This window comes from Streptomyces sp. NBC_00016 (assembly GCF_045040885.1).
GTDB lineage: Bacteria > Actinomycetota > Actinomycetes > Streptomycetales > Streptomycetaceae > Streptomyces > Streptomyces coriariae.
The window spans coordinates 4,501,693-4,520,867 of sequence record NZ_CP108304.1 but is presented as its reverse complement, the minus strand read 5'-3'; the positions used below and the strand labels follow the sequence as shown (position 1 = coordinate 4,520,867).

General features: G+C 73.3%; 17 protein-coding genes. 12 read left to right on the top strand and 5 right to left on the bottom strand.

The window, feature by feature from the left end; translation table 11 throughout:
• Window positions 1-206: 206 nt before the first annotated feature.
• Together OG933_RS19995 and OG933_RS19990 are read left to right on the top strand one after the other, a co-directional pair.
• Window positions 207-1,334: an alpha/beta hydrolase-fold protein gene (locus OG933_RS19995; protein WP_362522474.1), complete on the top strand. Its 1,128-nt coding sequence runs from the start codon at window positions 207-209 to the stop codon at window positions 1,332-1,334.
• A gap of 420 nt (window positions 1,335-1,754) precedes the next feature.
• Window positions 1,755-3,428 (top strand): hypothetical protein, encoded by a 1,674-nt coding sequence (locus tag OG933_RS19990; protein WP_405628144.1) that lies wholly within the window; start codon window positions 1,755-1,757, stop codon window positions 3,426-3,428.
• 6 nt (window positions 3,429-3,434) lie between these two features.
• Here the strand turns inward: OG933_RS19990 and OG933_RS19985 are convergent, their stop codons facing one another.
• Together OG933_RS19985 and OG933_RS19980 are read right to left on the bottom strand one after the other, a co-directional pair.
• On the bottom strand, window positions 3,435-4,709 hold the full coding sequence (locus tag OG933_RS19985; protein WP_362275971.1) for a PH domain-containing protein: 1,275 nt from the start codon (window positions 4,707-4,709) through the stop codon (window positions 3,435-3,437).
• A gap of 191 nt (window positions 4,710-4,900) precedes the next feature.
• Window positions 4,901-5,404 carry a PH domain-containing protein gene (locus OG933_RS19980; RefSeq protein WP_362522476.1) on the bottom strand — a complete coding sequence of 168 codons (504 nt, stop codon included), beginning with the start codon at window positions 5,402-5,404 and terminating at the stop codon, window positions 4,901-4,903.
• Between the two features lie 43 nt (window positions 5,405-5,447).
• Between OG933_RS19980 and OG933_RS19975 the strand changes: the two genes are divergently transcribed.
• The gene (locus tag OG933_RS19975) at window positions 5,448-6,599 is read left to right on the top strand and encodes an NADH-quinone oxidoreductase subunit D (protein WP_020132492.1); all 1,152 of its coding nucleotides are present in this window, start codon (window positions 5,448-5,450) and stop codon (window positions 6,597-6,599) included.
• Window positions 6,600-6,631: 32 nt separating this feature from the next.
• On the opposite strand, the gene OG933_RS19970 is transcribed toward OG933_RS19975, so the two are convergent.
• Window positions 6,632-7,693: an SAM-dependent methyltransferase gene (locus OG933_RS19970; protein ID WP_405628141.1), complete on the bottom strand. Its 1,062-nt coding sequence runs from the start codon at window positions 7,691-7,693 to the stop codon at window positions 6,632-6,634.
• Between the two features lie 118 nt (window positions 7,694-7,811).
• Between OG933_RS19970 and OG933_RS19965 the strand changes: the two genes are divergently transcribed.
• Window positions 7,812-9,014, top strand: coding sequence for a sensor histidine kinase (locus OG933_RS19965; protein ID WP_020132490.1), 1,203 nt, complete (start codon window positions 7,812-7,814; stop codon window positions 9,012-9,014).
• A gap of 106 nt (window positions 9,015-9,120) precedes the next feature.
• Window positions 9,121-9,792: a response regulator transcription factor gene (locus tag OG933_RS19960; protein WP_020132489.1), complete on the top strand. Its 672-nt coding sequence runs from the start codon at window positions 9,121-9,123 to the stop codon at window positions 9,790-9,792.
• A 48-nt stretch (window positions 9,793-9,840) separates the two neighbouring features.
• Here OG933_RS19960 and OG933_RS19955 read toward each other — a convergent pair whose 3' ends face one another.
• Window positions 9,841-10,947 carry a DUF5937 family protein gene (locus OG933_RS19955; RefSeq protein WP_362522478.1) on the bottom strand — a complete coding sequence of 369 codons (1,107 nt, stop codon included), beginning with the start codon at window positions 10,945-10,947 and terminating at the stop codon, window positions 9,841-9,843.
• 241 nt (window positions 10,948-11,188) lie between these two features.
• Between OG933_RS19955 and OG933_RS19950 the strand changes: the two genes are divergently transcribed.
• Window positions 11,189-11,398: a hypothetical protein gene (locus OG933_RS19950; RefSeq protein ID WP_362522479.1), complete on the top strand. Its 210-nt coding sequence runs from the start codon at window positions 11,189-11,191 to the stop codon at window positions 11,396-11,398.
• Here the strand turns inward: OG933_RS19950 and OG933_RS19945 are convergent.
• Complete coding sequence (locus OG933_RS19945) at window positions 11,388-12,566, bottom strand: beta-eliminating lyase-related protein (RefSeq protein WP_362522480.1); 1,179 nt, start codon at window positions 12,564-12,566, stop codon at window positions 11,388-11,390. The genes OG933_RS19950 and OG933_RS19945 overlap by 11 nt on opposite strands.
• Before the next feature lie 197 nt (window positions 12,567-12,763).
• Here OG933_RS19945 and OG933_RS19940 point away from each other — a divergent pair, with 197 nt between their 5' ends.
• The 6 genes from OG933_RS19940 to OG933_RS19915 all read left to right on the top strand — a co-directional run bounded on the left by OG933_RS19940 (window position 12,764) and on the right by OG933_RS19915 (window position 19,152).
• Complete coding sequence (locus OG933_RS19940; protein ID WP_362522481.1) at window positions 12,764-13,729, top strand: DUF2520 domain-containing protein; 966 nt, start codon at window positions 12,764-12,766, stop codon at window positions 13,727-13,729.
• Window positions 13,726-14,727 (top strand): pantoate--beta-alanine ligase, encoded by a 1,002-nt coding sequence (gene panC / locus OG933_RS19935; RefSeq protein WP_054241739.1) that lies wholly within the window; start codon window positions 13,726-13,728, stop codon window positions 14,725-14,727. Before OG933_RS19940 ends, panC begins: the two co-directional genes overlap by 4 nt.
• Complete coding sequence (locus OG933_RS19930) at window positions 14,724-16,439, top strand: L-aspartate oxidase (protein ID WP_405628136.1); 1,716 nt, start codon at window positions 14,724-14,726, stop codon at window positions 16,437-16,439. The genes panC and OG933_RS19930 overlap by 4 nt, the downstream gene beginning before the upstream one ends.
• Window positions 16,440-16,444: 5 nt before the next feature.
• Window positions 16,445-17,446: a carboxylating nicotinate-nucleotide diphosphorylase gene (gene nadC / locus OG933_RS19925; protein ID WP_405628134.1), complete on the top strand. Its 1,002-nt coding sequence runs from the start codon at window positions 16,445-16,447 to the stop codon at window positions 17,444-17,446.
• Window positions 17,447-17,462: 16 nt separating this feature from the next.
• Window positions 17,463-18,260, top strand: coding sequence for a type III pantothenate kinase (locus tag OG933_RS19920; protein WP_020132481.1), 798 nt, complete (start codon window positions 17,463-17,465; stop codon window positions 18,258-18,260).
• Between the two features lie 202 nt (window positions 18,261-18,462).
• On the top strand, window positions 18,463-19,152 hold the full coding sequence (locus tag OG933_RS19915; protein WP_362522513.1) for a hypothetical protein: 690 nt from the start codon (window positions 18,463-18,465) through the stop codon (window positions 19,150-19,152).
• Window positions 19,153-19,175: the final 23 nt, after the last annotated feature.

Genomic DNA, 19,175 nt, shown 5'->3' with positions numbered 1-19,175 from the left:
CCCGTAGTTCCGCGAGAGACCTTGGACCCGGGCCCGATTCGGGCATCCGGCGACATTGCGCCCTCTAGGACGGTGTCTTGAGGAGAGAGGTTCACTCGTCTTCTCAAAGCCACTGAAAAGGCGAAGGAAAGTTCGGGACAAGCCCTCGCGAAGGAGTCGGGGGAGCGGGCGTGATCCCGGACGGAGAGCAGGCAGGAAACCACCGCATGGGGCTCACGAGCGACAAAACGCTGCTGCTGTCAGTGCTGTTCGCCTTACTGCTGTTCGTCGGCACGGTATGGCTGTGGCCGCGCCTTGCCCGAACCGGCTGGCGGGCCGTCAGCGGGCGGGTCGGGCTGCTGCTCGCCACCCAGTTGGCGCTGTTCGTCTCGGTGGGGCTGACCGCCAACCAGGCGTTCGGCTTCTACGCCAGTTGGGCGGATCTGTTCGGCCGGGAGACGGACCAGGGCGTGGTCGTCGACCACGCGGCGGGCGGCGCCCCGGCGGGGCCGTTGCGGGTGGTCGACACCCGGCGCGTGGACGGCGGCGGCAGTCCGCGTCCGCAGTACGGAGGACAGATCCAGAAGGTCGCCGTCAACGGACGTACGACACACATAGCCACGCCGGCGTACGTGTACCTGCCGCCGGAGTACTTCGACCCGCAGTACCGCACGCGTACGTTCCCCGCGGCCGTCGTCCTCACGGGCTACCCCGGAACGGCGGAGGCGCTGGTGGACAAGCTGCACTACCCGCGTACCGCGCGGCAGCTCGCCAAGGACGGGCGCATGCAGCCGATGATCCTGGTGATGATGAGGCCGACGGTGGCGCCGCCGCGGGACACCGAGTGCGTGGACATCCCGGGCGGCCCGCAGACCGAGTCGTTCTTCGCCAAGGACCTGCCGGACGCCGTGACGGCCCACTACCGGGTGGCCAGGAAGCCCGGCAGTTGGGGCATCATCGGCGACTCCACGGGCGGCTACTGCGCGCTGAAGCTGGCGATGCACCACCCGGAGGTCTACGGGGCGGGCGCGGGCCTGTCGGCGTACTACAAGGCGCCGAGCGATCCGACCACGGGTGACCTGTTCCACGGGAACGCGACCCTGCGCAACGAGGCGGATCTGCACTGGTTTCTGAAGAATCGTTCCGCTCCCGACACCTCGTTGCTCGTCACCAGCAGCAAGGTCGGAGAATCCAACTTCAAGGCCACACAGAAGTTCATAGCGCTGGCGAAGGCCACGGGCACGACCAGGATCTCGTCGATCATCCTGGAAAGCGGCGGGCACAACTTCAACACCTGGCGGCGGGAGATCCCGCCGACGCTCGAGTGGATCAGCGGGCGGTTGAGCGACCGGTGAGCGGCGCCCGACGGCGGGGCCGGGCGGCGGGCGCCGAATGCCGAATGCCGAAGGCAGGGCGACGGGCGTCGAATGCCGGGGCGGGGTGGCGGGCGTCGAGCAGGGGGCGGCGGTCGTCGAGGAGAAGGCTGACGGCGCCGAGGAGGCGTCTGACGGGTGCCGAGGAGGCGTCTGACGGGCGGCGAAGAGGGGTCTGGCGGTCGGCGAAGAGGGGTCTGACGGTCGTCGAAGGCCGGGGGTGCCGGGTGGCTCGGCCGGGGTTCATGAGGGCTGTTCGGGGCGCCCCGGCAGGAAATGATCTTGCTTCTTGTCGAATTCCGTGACCGCGTTGTTTCCTGATGCCCTGTGAAGACTTCGGTATGGCCGTGTTTTTGCGGGGCGGGGCGCCAACATTCGCCTACGCGCGGTAAGTTTCTGGCCATGCCACGTGGACGTCACCGCCATTCCCCGCCTTTGCACAGGCTGCTGCCTCCCTCGGCAATCGCAGGCGTCTCCCTTGTCTGCGCCCTCGGCCCCTGGGTGTTCACGGAGCCGATGGCGCTCCGTGGTCTGGCCGCGGCCGCCGCGGCGACGGCGATCCTCGGCGCGTACGTGATGCGCCGCTGGGACATGCAGGCCGGCAAACAGGTCGCCGACCTGGCACGCGCGCGTGCCGGCGACGAGTGGCGCTACGAGGAACGGGTCGCCGAACTGGAGAGCGACCTCGACGAATCACGTGAGCTGCGCGTCAAGCTGGAGCAGCGCCTGCGGTCCAAGCGCACCGAACTGGCGGGCCTGCGCAACGAGCACGCCGCGCTGCTGCGCCGCTATGCCACGGCAGAGACCGAGCGGGCCAGCGCCCTGGAGGGCCGCCGGCTGCTCGAGATAGAAGCGGCGCCCACGCCCGCGCTGCCCGCCGCGCGCGCGGCGCAGGACGCGGAGCCGGCCGGCGCGGTCGTCACGCGGGAGGCCGAGGACGTCGACGACACCGAGGACTCCGGGGACACCGAAGGCACGGATGCCGTCGAGGCGTCGGCCGGAGCCGAGGAGTCGGCCGAGGAGGCCGCGTTCGACGACGCTGCCGACGCTGCCGATTCTGGCGACTCCGCCGACTCCGCCGACTCCGCCGAGTCCGGCGAGTCCGGCGATGCCACCGCCGAGCCGGTCGGGGAGACCGGGGAGGCCGGGGACACCGAGGAGAGCGCGGATACCGAGGAGGAGCCGACGGATTCGGCGGTGTTCTCGCCCGAGGGGTCCAAGCTGTTCCTGCGGGCCCAGGCGGCGCTGGCACGGTTCGACACCGACGGCGTCAAGGCCACGAAGATCGAGGACCACGCCGAGGAGGAGCCCGCGCGGGCGACTTCCGCGGACGTCGGCGCCCCAGTCGCCGGCGGCGACGCGGAGGCCGCGCAGGAGGACGAAGCACAGGGGAAGCCCGAGGCGGTCGACGAGCACGCGCGCGCGGCCGCCCCCCACACGGCTGCCGAGGCCGACACGGTCTCGGACGACCGGAGCGCGGACGACGAGAGTGCGGAGGACCAGGCCCCGGGCGATCAGGCCCCGGGTGACCAGGCCCCCGCCGCCGCGGACGCGGACGACGCGGAGGAGAACGCCCCGGAGCCGGTGGCTTCGGAAACGGCCGTGGTCGGCGAGCGCCTGAACCACGCGGAGCCCGCGCGGCCCGCGCCGCCGGTGCACTCCGCCCCCACCAGCTCCCCCACCGGAGCCTCCGCCCCGTCCGCCACCGGGGCCGGTGCGCTCGTCCCCCGCCCCGCCGGCGCCGTGCAGCGCCGCCCCTCCGGCCACTTCGCCGTGCCGACCGCCGTGGCCGTCGTACCGGCCGCACAGCCCGCACGGCGTCCGACGGCCGAGGGAGGCTTCGACTTCTTCGGTACGAAGGGCGCGTCGGCGCCCTGCGCCCTGGAGGCGGTGCAGAACGAGGACCTGGCCGATGTCGTCGGCCAGGAGGCCCTCGCCCTGCACAAGGCCGAGTCCGAGGCGGAGTTCAAGCCGCTGGACGAGGCGGCGCGCGGTGTGGGTCAGGTGATCGACCTGACCGCCCACGACGAGACGGAGCACATCGACCTTCAGGGACTGCGCAGCGCCGTCTCCTGAGGTGTCCTAGGCCATCCACCGGTCGGACCGGGCGTCCAGGCGCCCGGTCCGTGACCGTTCGGCCTGGCTCCGAAGCAGCTCCGCGGCCTCCTGTGCGTCCCGCAGCCGGGCTGTGACGGTCTTGTCGGCTCCCGTGTCCACATGGACGTCCGCGAGCCGCCAGAGGCGCTGCCAGGGCCCTTGTGCCAGTCGCACGCTCTGCACCTTGGCGTGCGGGACGAGCGCCAGGCTGCGGCGCAGCAGTCCGTGCCGGGTGGCGAACACCGCGTCCGTGACGGCGATCCCGTAGCCCCGCCACCACAGCGGAACACACCGCCCGGCCCGTCGCGGTGGCCGCGACAGCGAGGTCCCGGCCGGGACGCTCACCCCGGGCAGTACGCGCGCGACGACGGCCTCCGCGGCCTCGCGCGGGGCGACCGGCACGAGTACGGAGTTGGCCGAGCCGGCCACGTCGAGTTCGACCCGGACCCACCCGCGCCGCCGCCACAGCAGGGGCTGCACGATCCGTACGGTCTGCACCCGCCCGGGCGGCACCGTCTCGTGCGTACGGTCCAGCAGCCCATGGTCGATCCGCAGCCCGTCCGGCGACTCGCCGACCGTCCAGTCGTACTCGCCGACGAACCGCCCCACGCTGCTCGCGCCCGCCGCGCCGAGCAGCGGCACGCCGGTCGCGAGGACCGTCCACACGCTGTGGGTGGCCAGCCACAGCACCGGCGGCACGACGAGCGCGGCGACCAGCGCGCCCCAGGTCGCGCCGGTCAGCACCAGCGCGATCGCGAGCTCGCGCGGCGGTACGCGCAGCAGCTCGCGCGCGGGCGCCTCGCCCACCTCGTGCGCCGTCTCCGGCGCGAAACCCGCCGCCCGCGCGAGCAGCTCCGCCCGCAGGACCCGGGCCTCCTCCTCGCCGAGGAAGGCCAGTTCGTCCTTCTTCTCGGCGCCGACCACGTCGAGCCGGAGCTTCGCGACGCCCGCGATCCGCGCGAGCAGCGGCTGACTGACGTCGATCGCCTGGATGCGCTCCAGCCGGATGTGCGCGGCGCGCCGGAACAGCAGGCCGGTCCGGATGCGCAGTTCGCTGTCGGTCACCGAGAAATGGGTGAACCACCAGGTCAGAAAGCCGTAGAGGGAAGCCGCGGGGACGAGGACGGCGAGCGCGATCAGCAGCGTCGTGGTGGTCAGCCGGGTCAGCTGCTCCTGCGCCTGGTTGGGGTCGTGCACGGCCCACCCGACGAGGACCGCGATCGGCGCCCACGCCCGCCGGAACGGTGTGACGGGGTGCAGCCGGCGCTCGGTGACGGGCCGTTCCGGGTGGGTGCCGGGAGGGTCCGGTCTTCCCGCTGTCCCCGCTGTCCCCGCTGCCCCCGCTGTTCCCGCTGTCTCCGGGGTGTCCGCAGTGTTCGCGGTGTCCGCTGTGGCGGGTACGTCGGGTACGTCGGGTACATCGGGTACGCCGTCCTCGACGCCCGGGGTCGTCACAGCCCCGCCGATCGGGCCTCGCCGAGTTGGGTGAGCCGGTCGCGCAGCCGTTCCGCCTCGGCCGGGTCCAGGCCCGGGATGGTCGCGTCGGTCGCGGCGGCCGCGGTGTGCAGCTGGACGCTGGCCAGGCCGAAGTGCCGTTCGACGGGCCCGGAGGTGACCTCGACGAGCTGCATGCGCCCGTACGGCACGACGGTCTCCTCCCGCCACAGCACGCCCCGACTGATCAGCAGGTCGTCGGCCCGCTCGGCGTACCGCCAGGAGTGCCAGTTGCGGCCGAGCAGCACCCAGCCCCATCCGATGCCGGCCAGGGGCAGCAGCGCGAACGCGGCCCACGCCGGGCCGACGAGCAGCCCGAGCAGCAGTCCGGCGCCGACGGCCGCCAGCCCCAGCCACACCACCAGCAGCAGCCGCCGCATCCGCAAGAGTCCCGGCGGCAGTCCGATCCACTCCGGTCCGGCCGCCGTCGTCCCCGTGCCACCCTGGCTCCCCGTTTCCATACCGTCAGCGTACGGAGCGGAGCACGTAGGGGAGACTGTGCCCATGACTCCTACGACGGAGACCACGGTCGGGATCGGCGGTGCCGCGGAGAGCACCGACATGGTGCTCAACATCGGCCCCCAGCATCCCTCCACGCACGGTGTGCTGCGGCTGCGGCTCGTCCTGGACGGCGAACGCATCCGGCAGGCGGAGCCGGTGATCGGCTATATGCACCGCGGCGCGGAGAAGCTGTTCGAGGCACGCGACTACCGCCAGATCATCATGCTGGCCAACCGCCACGACTGGCTGTCGGCGTTCTCGAACGAGCTGGGCGTGGTCCTCGCGGTGGAGCGGATGCTCGGCATGGAGGTCCCCCCGCGCGCGGTGTGGACCCGTACCCTGCTCGCCGAGCTGAACCGGGTGCTGAACCACCTGATGTTCCTGGGGTCCTACCCCCTGGAGCTGGGCGGCATCACCCCGGTCTTCTACTCGTTCCGCGAGCGCGAAGTGCTCCAGAACGTGATGGAGGAGGTCTCCGGCGGGCGCATGCACTACATGTTCAACCGCGTCGGCGGCCTCAAGGAGGACCTGCCGGCCGGATGGGCCGCACGCGCGCGTGGCGCCGTCGCCGCCGTGCGCTCGCGCATGGACGTCTTCGACGATCTGGTGGTCGGCAACGAGATCTTCCGGGGGCGCACGCGGGACGTGGGAACGCTCGCGCCGGAGTACGTGCACGCGTACGGCGTGAGCGGGCCGATCGCGCGCGCCTCGGGTGTCGACTTCGACCTGCGCCGGGACGAGCCCTATCTCGCGTACGGGGAGCTGCGGGACACCCTCAAGGTGGTGACCCGGACGGAGGGCGACTGTCTCGCGCGCTTCGAGTGCCTCCTGGAGCAGACGTACAACGCGCTCGACCTTGCTGACGCCTGTCTGGACCGTCTCGCGGAGCTGCCGCCCGGTCCGATCAACCAGCGGCTGCCGAAGGTCCTCAAGGCGCCCGAGGGGCACACGTACGCGTGGACCGAGAACCCCCTCGGCATCAACGGCTACTACCTCGTCAGCAAGGGCGAGAAGACCCCGTACCGGCTGAAGCTCCGCTCGGCTTCGTACAACAACATCCAGGCGCTCACCGAACTGCTGCCGGGCACGCTCGTCTCGGACATGGTGGCGATCCTCGGGTCGATGTTCTTCGTGGTGGGGGACATCGACAAGTAGGCCGGGCGGCGGCCGGCGCATGCCGCGGGCGGTCAGCCGGTTTCGGCTTCCGGGCCGAGCGGGTGGGGAATCCCGACCGGCTGGAGCAGCCATCCGAAGTCGCCCAGTCCGCCCGGCGCGAGGAGCTCCGCGGCCTCTCCGGCGCTCGCGAGGGCGCGCACGTACGCGGAGGGGTCCGTGGACGCCAGCGCCAGCGGGGGGCGCGCGCCGGCGATGCCCAGGGCGCGCAGTGCGGCGCGTTGTGCGAGCAGGCGCGCGCCGACGGCAGCCCGCGCCGCGCCCTTCGCCGCCGCCGCTCCCGCCTCCGCGCACGCGTCCAGCGCGACGTGGGCCGTGATGTCGCAGGAACCGTCCGGCACGGGTGCCGTCTCGCGCCCCTCCCGGAAGCCGGTGAGCGTTCCGAACGGGGGGCGCGCGTCCGCCGTGTGCGCGTAGTCCACCGCCACCGCGAGCCCGGCATCGAGGCACGAGACGGCGGACGCCCAGGCCGTGTCCCGGGGCAGCCCGATCTCCGCGCGCAGCCCCTCCTCGCCCGCCGTCGGCCACCACCGAGCGAGCCACTCCGCCTCCGCGCCGGACACCCGCTCGCCGAGCCGCTCGGCCCCGGCGTCCCGGACGAGCACCAGCCGTGCCACGCCCGCGGAGTCGACCTCCGCGACCTCGACGGGCACGTTGTCCAGCCACTCGTTGGCGAACAGCAGCCCGGTGAGCTGCCGTGGAGGCTCGGGGAGCCACTCGATCCGGTGAGCGAGGCCCGCGGGGCGGTCGGCGAGTTCGACGGCGTACGCGCGTGTGCGTGCCGCCACCTCGGCGGGGAGCGCGGCCAGCACTCCGGTGACCAGTTCGCCCCGCCCGGCGGCCATGTCGACGAAGTCGAGCGACGAGGGCCGGCCCAGCGCCTCGTCGACCCGGCACAGCAGCCGGGCCACGGCAGCGGCGAACAGCGGCGACGCGTGCACGGACGTACGGAAGTGTCCGGCCGGGCCCTCGGAGCGCCGGTAGAAGCCGCCCGTTCCGTCCACGCCGTACAGCGCCGCCTGCGTCGCCGCCCGCCAGCCGCGCCACCCGCCCGAGCTCGTCGCCTTGTCCACCACCCGGTCAGACTAGGCGTACAGGTGATCACGGCATCCACCTTGCGGAGTACGCGCGCCCGGACCGGATCGGCCCTCCGGTTGACCCCTGCACGCATCGGGCTTCCCTACGCTGGGTTACGTGCAGCGCCTCTATGACTTCCTCCGCAGACACCCGACCGGGGTTGACGGCTTCTGGGCCCTCGTCCTGTTCGGGATCTCCGCGGCTGCCGGCACCGCGGGCCAGGACCGCGGCGGCACCGACTCCATGGCGCTGCTGGTGCCGGTCGTGTTCCTGTTGTGCCTGGTCATCGCCTTGCGTCGGCGTATGCCCGAGCAGATGCTCGTGCTCGCCGCGGCGCTCGGACTGGCTCAGCTGGTGCTGAACGTCGGGGTCACGGCGGCCGACTTCTCCCTGCTGGTGATCGTCTACACGGTCGCCGCGACCGGCGCCCGCTGGGCCTCCCGCCTCGCACTGGTCATGGCGCTGAGCGCGGCCACCCTGGCGCAGGTGCGCTGGCCGCACGAGAACGCGAGCGTGCCGGGCCAGGTCGCGGTCATCGTCTTCCAGACGGTGCCGTTCGCCCTCGCCTGGGTGCTGGGCGACTCCATTCGCACCCGTCGCGCGTACTTCGCGCAGCTGGAGGAGCGCGCGGCCCGCCTGGAGAAGGAGCGCGAGGCGCAGGCGAAGGTCGCGGTCGCCGCCGAGCGCGCCCGTATCGCGCGGGAGCTGCACGACGTCGTCGCGCACAACGTGTCGGTGATGGTGGTGCAGGCCGACGGTGCCGCCTATGTCCTCGACGCCGCACCCGACCAGGCGAAGAAGGCCCTGGAGACGATCTCCTCCACGGGTCGCCAGGCCCTCGCCGAGATGCGCCGCCTGCTGGGCGTACTGCGCACCGGTGAGCACCAGGAGGGCGGCGAGTACGTGCCGCAGCCCGACGTCGAGCAGATCGAGGACCTCGTCGAGCAGTGCCGCGGCTCGGGCCTGCCGGTGGACTTCAAGGTCGAGGGCACGCCGCGGCCGCTGCCCAGCGGGGTCGAGCTGACGGCCTACCGGATCGTGCAGGAGGCGCTGACCAACACGCGCAAGCACGGGGGGCCCAACACCGGCGCGAGCGTGCGCCTGGTCTACTTCGACGACGGTCTCGGCCTGCTCGTCGAGGACGACGGCAAGGGCGCCCCGCACGAGCTGTACGAGGAGGGCGGCGCCGACGGCGCGGGTCACGGCCTGATCGGCATGCGCGAGCGCGTCGGCATGGTGGGCGGAACCCTGGACGCGGGCCCGCGGCCCGGCGGAGGATTCCGCATCAGCGCCCTGCTCCCGCTCAAACCCGCGCACTGAAGCCGACGCGCGCCCCTGGTGACACCTGTCACGCCCCCCGACGCACGCGCACCGGCCGACGAAAACTGAAGAAACAAAAGAGACAGAAGAAACGGAAGAGGACTCGATGACGATCCGCGTGATGCTCGTCGACGACCAGGTGCTGCTGCGCACCGGGTTCCGGATGGTGCTCGCCGCCCAGCCGGACATGGAGGTCGTGGCGGAGGCGGGCGACGGCGTCGAGGCCCTCCAGGTGGTGCGTTCCACGGCGGTCGACGTCGTGCTCATGGACGTCCGTATGCCGAAGCTGGACGGCGTGGAGGCCACCCGGCGCATCTGCGCCGAGGCCGAACCGCCCAAGGTGCTGATCCTGACCACCTTCGACCTGGACGAGTACGCGTTCTCCGGGCTGAAGGCGGGTGCCTCCGGGTTCATGCTCAAGGACGTGCCGCCGGGCGAGCTCCTCGCCGCCATCCGCTCCGTGCACAGCGGCGACGCGGTGGTCGCCCCGTCCACCACCCGCCGCCTGCTCGACCGGTTCGCGCCGATGCTGCCCACCACCGGCAAGGAGCCCCGCCACAAGGAGCTGGAGCGCCTCACGGAGCGGGAGCGCGAGGTCATGGTGCTGGTCGCCCAGGGGCTGTCCAACGGGGAGATCGCGGCCCGGCTGGTGCTGTCCGAGGCGACCGTGAAGACCCACGTGGGCCGGATCCTGACCAAGCTGGGGCTGCGCGACCGGGTCCAGGTCGTGGTCCTCGCGTACGAGACGGGGATCGTCCGGGCCGGCGGTCACGGCTGACCCGCACCGGCCCATGCGGCCTCCGCGGCCTCCACGGGGCACCGACGGCTAGCGGAGCATCCCTTCCAGGAAGTCGCTGCCCAGCCGGGCCACCACCGTCACGTCGAGCTGGTGCAGTACATAGCGACCGCGCCGACGGGTGGTGAGCAGGCCCGCCTTCTTCAGGACGGCGAGGTGCCGGGATATCTCGGGGGCCGTCATGCCGTGCACCTGGGCCAGCTCGGTCGTGGTGTACGCACTGCGGGCCAGCAGGCGGCAGATCCGCATCCGCACGGGATGGGACAGCGCCTTCATCCGCAGCGTCAGCTGCTCCACCGAGGGCGGCGAGGCCAGCTCCGGCGAGCCGACCGGGTAGTGCAGCACCGGCTGCCAGCCGTACCGGTGCAGCACCATCAGGTGCGGCCAGCCGAGGCTCGTCGGCACCAGCAGCAGGCCGCCGTCCCCGGTGGTGCTGCGGCCCTGGACCAGCTTGTCCACGGTGATCCGCGCGGCGTCCACGTCGAGCGTCACCGCCGAGGACACCGAGGCGAGGGCCTCCGCCAGGCCCTTGCGGCGCAGAAGATCCGTCTTGTAGCGGGCGTCCGTGGCGAGCGGGAGGCGCACCCGGGCCCAGACATCGGCGAAGAACGCCTCGTCGCAGTCCTCCAGGAACTGCCGCAGCCAGGCACGCACGCGGGGCGGGTCGTCCAGCAGCCGCTGAGTGAACCGCACCTGCCGCGGCCCGCGCGTGGCGGCCAGCTCGAAGGCGCGCCTGCGCAGCTTCGGGTCGGCGAGCACGTTGGGGCTCGGCACGTCGTACCCGGGGGCGCAGGTGAACTCCAGGGCTGAGTCCACGAACTGCTCGTCCGTCAGCTTGTCCAGGAGGTCGAGCTCCTCGGCGAGGGTGGCCCCGGGGAGCGTGCTTCTGCCCGGGATGCCCGCGTACGGCAGGAAGATGTCCGAGAACGTCGTCCGCCACAGGAAGTCGGCCTCGCACATCCGGTCCGCCAGATGCGAGTCGAGCCCGGCGGTCACGCCGGTGACCCAGCCCTGGAGGCCGGGATGGTGCCCCGGCTCGGACAGCGCGTGCAGCGCCATGCCGAGCTCGGCCAGGGGTGAGGGCACGACCGCGACCCTCTCCGGCCGCAGCCCCGCGATGTCGATGCTCAGGCTCATGCCCTCATGGTGCACCGCGCCACCGACAACGCGGTCCTCGATTGACGGCCGCCGTCAATCGACGCGACGCCGGGCACCGGCCGGGCGCAGCCTGAGGAGGCCGGGGCAGCCGCGGAACAGGCCTCAGGACCCCCTTCCGCACGTCCTCCCCTGCCGCACGTCCTCCCCTGCCCGGACCACGACCGGGTGGGGCCATGTCCGGGCACCGTCCGGACCACGTTCGTTCCGAGAGGGATCAGCCATGAGCATCACGCAGCAGTACGCCCTCGACGCCTACCGCGCCAGGCAGCACGGCGAGCCCGTCGTGCCCGCGCCCGGCGCCCACGACTGGCAGGTGATGCGCGAGCTGCGGGACTACCAGCAGTTCCGCGCGGTTCTCGCGGGCCGACCCGCCCACGGGCGGCTGCGGCAGGCCCTGGCCCGCCGGCTGCGCCCGCGGCCTACCTGCTGACCACCTCGGCCACCCGGCCCACGAAGTCCACGACCGCCGCCCTCACGTCGTCCGCCGTCCACGTCAGTCCGGCGGAACTGACGGTGACCTCTGTGTACGACAGCCCCGGCCCGCCGCGGCTCCAGCCGCCGACGAAGAGCATCGCCTTCGTCTGCTCGGCCTGGAGAGCCGCCGCCTCGGCGAGCACATCGGCCTCGTACGGCAGCCAGACCTGGAACTCGTGCGTGTGCGGCACCTCGGGATGCACGCGTGCCCACGGCCCGCCCGCTTCGGCGAACCCCTCGCGCAGCGCGGCGGCCACCACGCGCGCGTGGATCACGTACTCCGGCAGCCGGGGCAGTTCCCGCTCCAGGCCGACGAGTGCCGCCAGGGCGGTGGGGAACTGCTGGAAGACCATCCCGCCGTAGCGGTGCCGCCACGTCTTCGCCTCGTCCACCAGCGTCTTCGGTCCAGCGAGCGCGGCGCCGCCGAAGCCGTCCAGGGACTTGTAGAACGACACGTAGACGCTGTCGGCCAGGTCCGCTATCTCCCGCAGGGGGCGGCCGAAGTGGTGGGTCGTCTCCCACAGGCGCGCGCCGTCGAAGTGCACCACGGCGTCGCGCTCGCGTGCCGCCTCCACGACCTCGGTCAGCTCCTCCCAGGAGGGCAGCACATAACCGGCGTCCCTGAGGGGCAGTTCCAGCATCAGCGCCCCGAAGGGCTCCTCGAAGGAGCGCACCTCCTCGGCCGTGGGCAGCCGGGGCTCGCGCGTCAGCCGGACCGTGCGCAGTTCGCTGACGGCGCCGAACGCGCCCCGCTCCCACACCTCGGGATGACTCAGCGCGTGCAGCGCGACCGTGGGGTTGCCGGTACGTCCCGCCCAGCAGCGCAGGGCGACCTGCTGGGCCATCGTGCCGGTCGGGAAGAACGCCGCGGCCTCCGTGCCCAGCAGCCCGGCGACCCGCGCCTCCAGCGCCGCCACGACCCCGTCGCCGTAGAGGTCCGCGGGCTCGTCCAGGTCGTGGACCTGCGGCGCGGCCTCGTGCAGCAGCGCGAGCCGGTCCCGCAGGGTGCCCCGCGCGCCGTCGCGCGACAGGACGCGTTCCGCCTTCCGGTAGGCGGCCGCCCGCCGCTCCCGCAGGCGCTGCTGCGCCGACTTCTCCTCGCCTTGTTCCGCCGTGTTCGTCATGCACCGGATGATGCCGTGCGACGGCCCGCGGAGCCACGGGCGTTTCCGGCCCCCGCCCGCCCTCCGGGCCGCAGGTCGGGAACGGGTGGGATAACCCACAGCCTGTGGACAACCGGACGCTCCTCGGACGGATAGCGTTAACATGACGAGAAATCGTCCGGTACCCGGAGCGGACTGGAACGGAAGGCCTCCGTCGCGTGAGTACAGCCCAACAGCCAGACCCCAGGGACCGCCCCGCTCGGCTCGCCGTCGGCGTGGTCGGCGCCGGCCGGGTGGGCCCCGCCCTGGCCGCGTCCCTCCAGCTCGCCGGACACCGCCCGGTCGCCGTCTCCGGTGTCTCCGACGCCTCCAGGCGGCGAGCCGCGCTGCTGCTGCCCGACGTGCCCCTCCTCCCGCCCGCCGAGGTCCTCCAGCGCTCCGACCTGGTGCTGCTGACCGTCCCCGACGACGCCCTGCCCGGGCTCGTGGAAGGCCTCGCCGAGACCGGCGCCGTACGGCCCGGCCAGCTGATCGTGCACACCTCGGGGCGCTACGGCGCGAAGGTCCTCGACCCGGCCCTGCGCGCGGGCGGGCTGCCGCTGGCCCTGCACCCGGCGATGACCTTCACGGGCAGCCCCGTCGACGTCCAGCGCCTGGCGGGCTGCTCCTTCGGCGTCACCGCGCCCGACGAGTTGCGGCTGGCCGCCGAGGCCCTGGTGATCGAGATGGGCGGCGAGCCGGAGTGGATCGCCGAGGAGAACCGGCCGCTCTACCACGCGGCCCTCGCCCTGGGCGCGAACCACCTGGTCACGCTGGTCGCCCAGTCCATGGAGCTGCTGCGGACGGCGGGCGTCGAGGCCCCCGACCGGATGCTCGGCCCGCTGCTCGGCGCGGCCCTGGACAACGCACTGCGTTCCGGCGACGGCGCGCTCACCGGCCCCGTCGCGCGCGGGGACGCGGGCACGGTTGCCGCGCACGTCGCCGAGCTGCGCGAGCACGCCCCGCAGACCGTGGCCGGCTACCTGGCGATGGCCCGCGCGACCGCCGACCGCGCGCTCGCCCACGGGCTCCTCAAGCCCGAGCTCGCCGAGGACCTCCTCGGGGTACTCGCCGACGAGGCCCACGGCACTCCCGGAAACCCCGGTGCCCCGGGCACCCACGGCACCGAAGGAGATGCCGGATGACCACCACCCTGCTGCGCACCGCCGCCGAACTGCACGCACGCACGCGTGGCGGCCGCCGGGCCGTCGTGATGACCATGGGCGCCCTGCACGAGGGCCACGCCACCCTCGTCCGCACCGCCCGGGAACTCGCCGGGCCGGACGGCGAGGTCGTCGTCACGGTCTTCGTCAACCCGCTCCAGTTCGGCCAGGGCGAGGACCTCGACCGCTACCCGCGCACGCTGGACGCCGATCTCAAGCTCGCCGAGCAGGCCGGCGCGGACGTCGTGTTCGCTCCGTCCGTGGACGAGGTCTACCCGGGCGGCGAGCCCCAGGTCCGGATCACCGCGGGACCCATGGGGGAGCGGCTCGAGGGCAGCTCCCGCCCCGGACACTTCGACGGCATGCTCACCGTCGTCGCCAAGCTGCTGCACCTCACCCGGCCCGACATCGCCCTCTTCGGGCAGAAGGACGCCCAGCAGCTCGCCCTGATCCGTCGCATGACGCGGGACCTGAACTTCGGCGTGGAGATCGTCGCCGTGCCCACCGTGCGCGAGGAGGACGGGCTGGCCCTGTCCAGCCGCAACCGCTATCTGTCCGCCGCCGGGCGGCGCACCGCGCTGGCGCTCTCCCAGGCCCTGTTCGCGGGCCGCGACCGGCATGCCGCGCAGGAGGCGCTGCGGGCACGCGCGCGTCAGGTGCCCGCCACGCGCGCGCGTGCCGAGGCGCTCAGCGCCATAGGGGAGTCCCGCGCGGCGGCCGACGCGCACGCCGTCGCCAAGGCCGCCCCCGGCAGCCCGGCGGCCATCCGCGCGGCGGCCCGCCTGGTCCTCGACGAGGCCGCCCGGCTGGACCCGCCGCTGGAACTGGACTACCTCGCGCTGGTCGACCCCTCGGACTTCACGGAGATCACCGAGTTCGAGGACGACTTCACCGGCGAGGCCGTCCTCGCGGTCGCCGCCAGGGTCGGGACGACCCGGCTGATCGACAACCTCCCCCTCACCTTCGGAGCCGCCTCGTGAGCAGCACAGGCATACGACTGCACGCACCCGCGCCCGGGTGGAGCATCGACGCGGACGTGGTGGTCGTGGGCTCCGGCGTCGCCGGCCTGACCGCGGCCCTGCGCTGCGAGGCCGCCGGCCTGACGACGGTCGTCGTCACCAAGGCCCGGCTCGACGACGGCTCCACCCGCTGGGCGCAGGGCGGCATAGCCGCGGCCCTGGGCGAGGGGGACACGCCCGAACAGCACCTGGACGACACGCTGGTGGCGGGCGCGGGCCTGTGCGACGAGGGCGCCGTTCGGATCCTCGTCACCGAGGGCCCCGACGCCGTGCGCCGGCTGATCGAGACCGGCGCCCACTTCGACGAGTCCGAGGGGGGCGGCCTGGAGCTCACCCGCGAGGGCGGCCACCACCGCCGCCGTATCGCGCACGCGGGCGGCGACGCGACCGGTGCGGAGATCTCCCGGGCACTCGTCGAGGCGGTACGCGCGCGGGGCCTGCGCACGATCGAGAACGCGCTCGTGCTGGACCTGCTCACGGACACCGACGGCCGTACCGCCGGCGTCACCCTGCACGTCATGGGAGAGGGCCAGCACGACGGTGTGGGCGCCGTGCACGCCCCCGCGGTCGTCCTCGCGACCGGCGGCATGGGCCAGGTGTTCTCCGCCACCACCAACCCGTCGGTGTCCACCGGCGACGGCGTGGCGCTCGCCCTGCGCGCGGGCGCGGAGGTCTCCGACCTGGAGTTCGTCCAGTTCCACCCGACCGTGTTGTTCCTCGGCGCGGACGCCGAGGGCCAGCAGCCCCTCGTCTCCGAGGCCGTACGCGGCGAGGGCGCCCATCTGGTCGACGCGGACGGCGTGCGCTTCATGGTCGGGCAGCACGAGCTGGCCGAGCTGGCGCCCCGCGACATCGTCGCCAAGGGCATCATGCGCCGCATGCAGGAGCAGGACGCCGAGCACATGTTCCTGGACGCCCGCCACTTCGGCGCCGACATGTGGGAACACCGCTTCCCGACGATCCTGGCCGCCTGCCGCGTCCACGGCATCGACCCGGTCACCGAGCCCGTCCCGGTCGCCCCGGCGGCCCACTACGCCTCCGGCGGCGTGCGCACCGACTCCCGCGGCCGGACGACCGTCCCTGGCCTGTACGCGTGCGGCGAGGTCGCCTGCACCGGCGTGCACGGCGCGAACCGGCTCGCGTCGAACTCGCTCCTGGAGGGCCTCGTCTACGCCGAGCGCATCGTCACCGACATCGTGGAGAGCCGGACGGACGACGGCCTGCACGCGCGGGTGCCCGCGCCGGTCGAGCGCCCGGAGAAGCCGGCGCACCCGCTCCTCGCCCCGGAGGCCCGGTTCGCCATCCAGCGGATCATGACCGACGGCGCGGGCGTCCTGCGCTCCGCCGCGTCCCTGGAGAAGGCGGCCGGCCAGCTGGTGCGGCTGCACGCCGAGGCCCGCGACGCCCTCGACGAGAACGGCAAGACGGCCGAGCCCGGCGTCGACACCTGGGAGGCCACCAACCTCCTGTGCGTGGCGCGGGTCCTGGTCACCGCCGCCCGGCAGCGCGAGGAGACCCGCGGCTGCCACTGGCGTGAGGACCACGCCGACCGCGACGACGCGAACTGGCACCGCCACATCGTCGTCCGGCTGAATCCGGACCGCACGCTCGCCGTACACACCACCGATACCGCAGACTTCCCCCCGACCCGGCAGCACCTCCAGGAGCAGTGACAGACGTGAGCACCCCCGACCTTCCCCTCGCCCAGAGCGGCGGCTGCGGCGACGGCTGTGCCTGTGGCGCCGACGCAGACACCGATTTCGCCGGCGAGGGATACGCCGAATACGCGGAGTGCGGGCTCGACCCCGCGCTCGCCCAGCTGCTGTCCGACGCCGGACTCGACCCCGTGGAGGTCGAGGACATCGCCAACGTCGCCATCCAGGAGGACCTGGCCCACGGCGTGGACGTGACCACCGTCGCGACCATCCCCGAGGAGGCGGTCGCCACCGCCGACTTCACCGCGCGCGAGGCGGGCGTGGTGGCGGGCCTCAGGATCGCCGAGGCGGTCGTCTCGGTCGTCTGCACGGACGAGTTCGAGGTCGAGCGGCACGTGGAGGACGGCGACCGCGTGGAGGCCGGCCAGAAGCTGCTGTCCGTCACCACGCGCACGCGTGACCTTCTCACCGCCGAGCGCAGCGCGCTCAACCTGCTGTGCCGGCTGTCCGGCATCGCCACCGCCACGCGCGCGTGGGCGGACGTCCTGGAGGGCACCAAGGCGCGCGTGCGGGACACCCGCAAGACGACGCCGGGTCTGCGCTCCCTGGAGAAGTTCGCCGTCCGCAGCGGTGGAGGCGTCAACCACCGCATGTCGCTGTCCGACGCCGCGCTGGTCAAGGACAACCACGTGGTCGCCGCGGGCGGCGTCGCCCAGGCCTTCGAGGCCGTACGGGAGACGTTCCCGGACGTCGCGATCGAGGTCGAGGTCGACACCCTGCACCAGCTGCGGGAGGTGGTCGACGCAGGCGCGGACCTGATCCTGCTGGACAACTTCACGCCCGGGGAGTGCGCGGAGGCCGTCGGCGTCGTCGGCGGGCGCGCCCTGCTGGAGGCGTCGGGCCGGCTGACCCTGGACAACGCCAAGGCGTACGCCGACACCGGCGTCGACTTCCTCGCCGTCGGCGCCCTGACGCACTCCTCGCCGATCCTGGACATCGGTCTGGATCTGCGAGCGGCTGAGTAGGGAACGGGGACCGGCCATGCTGCTGACGATCGACGTGGGCAACACGCACACCGTGCTCGGCCTGTTCGACGGTGAGGACATCGTCGAGCACTGGCGGATCTCCACCGACGCCCGCCGGACCGCGGACGAACTGGCCGTGCTCCTGCAGGGCCTGATGGGAACGCACCCGCTGCTCGGAGAGGAACTGGGCGACGGCATCGACGGGATCGCGATCTGCGCGACCGTGCCCTCCGTGCTGCACGAACTGCGCGAGGTGACCCGGCGCTACTACGGCGACGTGCCCGCCGTGCTGGTCGAACCCGGTGTGAAGACGGGGGTGCCGATCCTCTTCGACAACCCCAAGGAGGTCGGCGCCGACCGCATCATCAACGCGGTCGCGGCGAACGAGCTCTACGGCGGCCCGGCGATCGTCGTCGACTTCGGCACGGCGACGACGTTCGACGCGGTCAGCGCGCGCGGGGAGTACGTCGGCGGGGTGATCGCCCCCGGCATCGAGATCTCCGTCGAGGCGCTGGGCGTCAAGGCCGCACAGCTGCGCAAGATCGAGGTGGCCCGGCCCCGGAGCGTGATCGGCAAGAACACCGTCGAGGCGATGCAGTCCGGGATCGTCTACGGCTTCGCCGGCCAGGTCGACGGCGTGGTGACCCGGATGGCCCGCGAGCTGGCGGACGACCCGGACGAGGTCACCGTGATCGCGACGGGCGGGCTGGCACCCACGGTGCTCGGCGAGTCCTCCGTGATCGACGAGCACGAGCCGTGGCTGACGCTGATCGGGCTGCGCCTGGTGTACGAGCGGAACGTGTCCCGCATGTGAGCGGGAACGCCTCCGCGGACGCGCGGGGGCGGCCCAACCACGACCGACGGGCGGGCGGAGGCGGGCGGGCGGAGGCGGGTGATCCGGCAGGCGGGGCCACCGGTTCGGATCACGGACGCGCCACGCCCGTCCCCTATGTCGAATTTGTCTGATTAGCGCGTATCGTCGCGGCATGCCCACGCCCTACGGATCTCGCGGCGGCATGGCGTTCGGCACGGAGGAGTTGCGTGTGCTCCGCCGCGCCCTTGCCCTCGCCCTTCACCCCGGCCCTGTCTCCGCCGAGGACATCCAGGACTGCCATCGCCTCGCCGAGTCCCTCGACGAGGCGACGCGCGAGGCCGCCCGACTGCGGGCCTTCCTGGTGGCCGACCTCGCCCGGTACCGAGCCGCCCTCCCCGGCACCGCCGCCGGCTACCTCACGCTCCTCGAGGAGGTACTGCCGACCGGCTACCGGCCCGAGCCCGACGACCTCGCCGCCCTGCGCGCCCTGCGCGGCAACCCCACCGCCGCCGCCCTCCTGGGCCGCTGCCAGATGCTCGCCGAACGGGACGTGCGCGCCCGTCTGGCCCGCCGGGCGGCCCGCAGGGTCCCGGAGGTCGCCCCCACCGTCCCGGCGTCCCGTACCCGGCTTCTGGCCCTCCCCGGGGGCCTCTCCGAGGACGGCCGCGCCTGTCAGTCCGTCGCCGCCGGTGATCCGGGCGCGCGTCCGGGTGAGGAGCCGCGCAGGAAACCCGCCGGGAAGCCCGCCACGCCCGCTCCCGGTCCGGTGCCCGCCGAGCCCGCCCCGGAGCCCGCCCGGCGGCCCGTCCCGACGCCGGGCGAGGTCTTCCCGCGCCGCAGACCGGCCCCGCCGCCCGCCAACCCGGAACAGCAGCGGCTGGCCGCCGGCTGACACGGGCGACCCCGCCCCGATGT

Bases quoted from the DNA above. Each gene is read 5' to 3' on its own strand.
- OG933_RS19995 (WP_362522474.1), top strand. From the start codon at position 207: ATGGGGCTCACGAGCGACAAAACGCTGCTGCTGTCAGTGCTGTTCGCC.
- OG933_RS19990 (WP_405628144.1), top strand. From the start codon at position 1,755: ATGCCACGTGGACGTCACCGCCATTCCCCGCCTTTGCACAGGCTGCTG.
- OG933_RS19980 (WP_362522476.1), bottom strand. From the start codon at position 5,404: ATGGAAACGGGGAGCCAGGGTGGCACGGGGACGACGGCGGCCGGACCG.
- OG933_RS19975 (WP_020132492.1), top strand. From the start codon at position 5,448: ATGACTCCTACGACGGAGACCACGGTCGGGATCGGCGGTGCCGCGGAG.
- OG933_RS19960 (WP_020132489.1), top strand. From the start codon at position 9,121: ATGACGATCCGCGTGATGCTCGTCGACGACCAGGTGCTGCTGCGCACC.
- OG933_RS19955 (WP_362522478.1), bottom strand. From the start codon at position 10,947: ATGAGCCTGAGCATCGACATCGCGGGGCTGCGGCCGGAGAGGGTCGCG.
- OG933_RS19950 (WP_362522479.1), top strand. From the start codon at position 11,189: ATGAGCATCACGCAGCAGTACGCCCTCGACGCCTACCGCGCCAGGCAG.
- OG933_RS19945 (WP_362522480.1), bottom strand. From the start codon at position 12,566: ATGACGAACACGGCGGAACAAGGCGAGGAGAAGTCGGCGCAGCAGCGC.
- panC (WP_054241739.1), top strand. From the start codon at position 13,726: ATGACCACCACCCTGCTGCGCACCGCCGCCGAACTGCACGCACGCACG.
- OG933_RS19920 (WP_020132481.1), top strand. From the start codon at position 17,463: ATGCTGCTGACGATCGACGTGGGCAACACGCACACCGTGCTCGGCCTG.
- OG933_RS19915 (WP_362522513.1), top strand. From the start codon at position 18,463: ATGGCGTTCGGCACGGAGGAGTTGCGTGTGCTCCGCCGCGCCCTTGCC.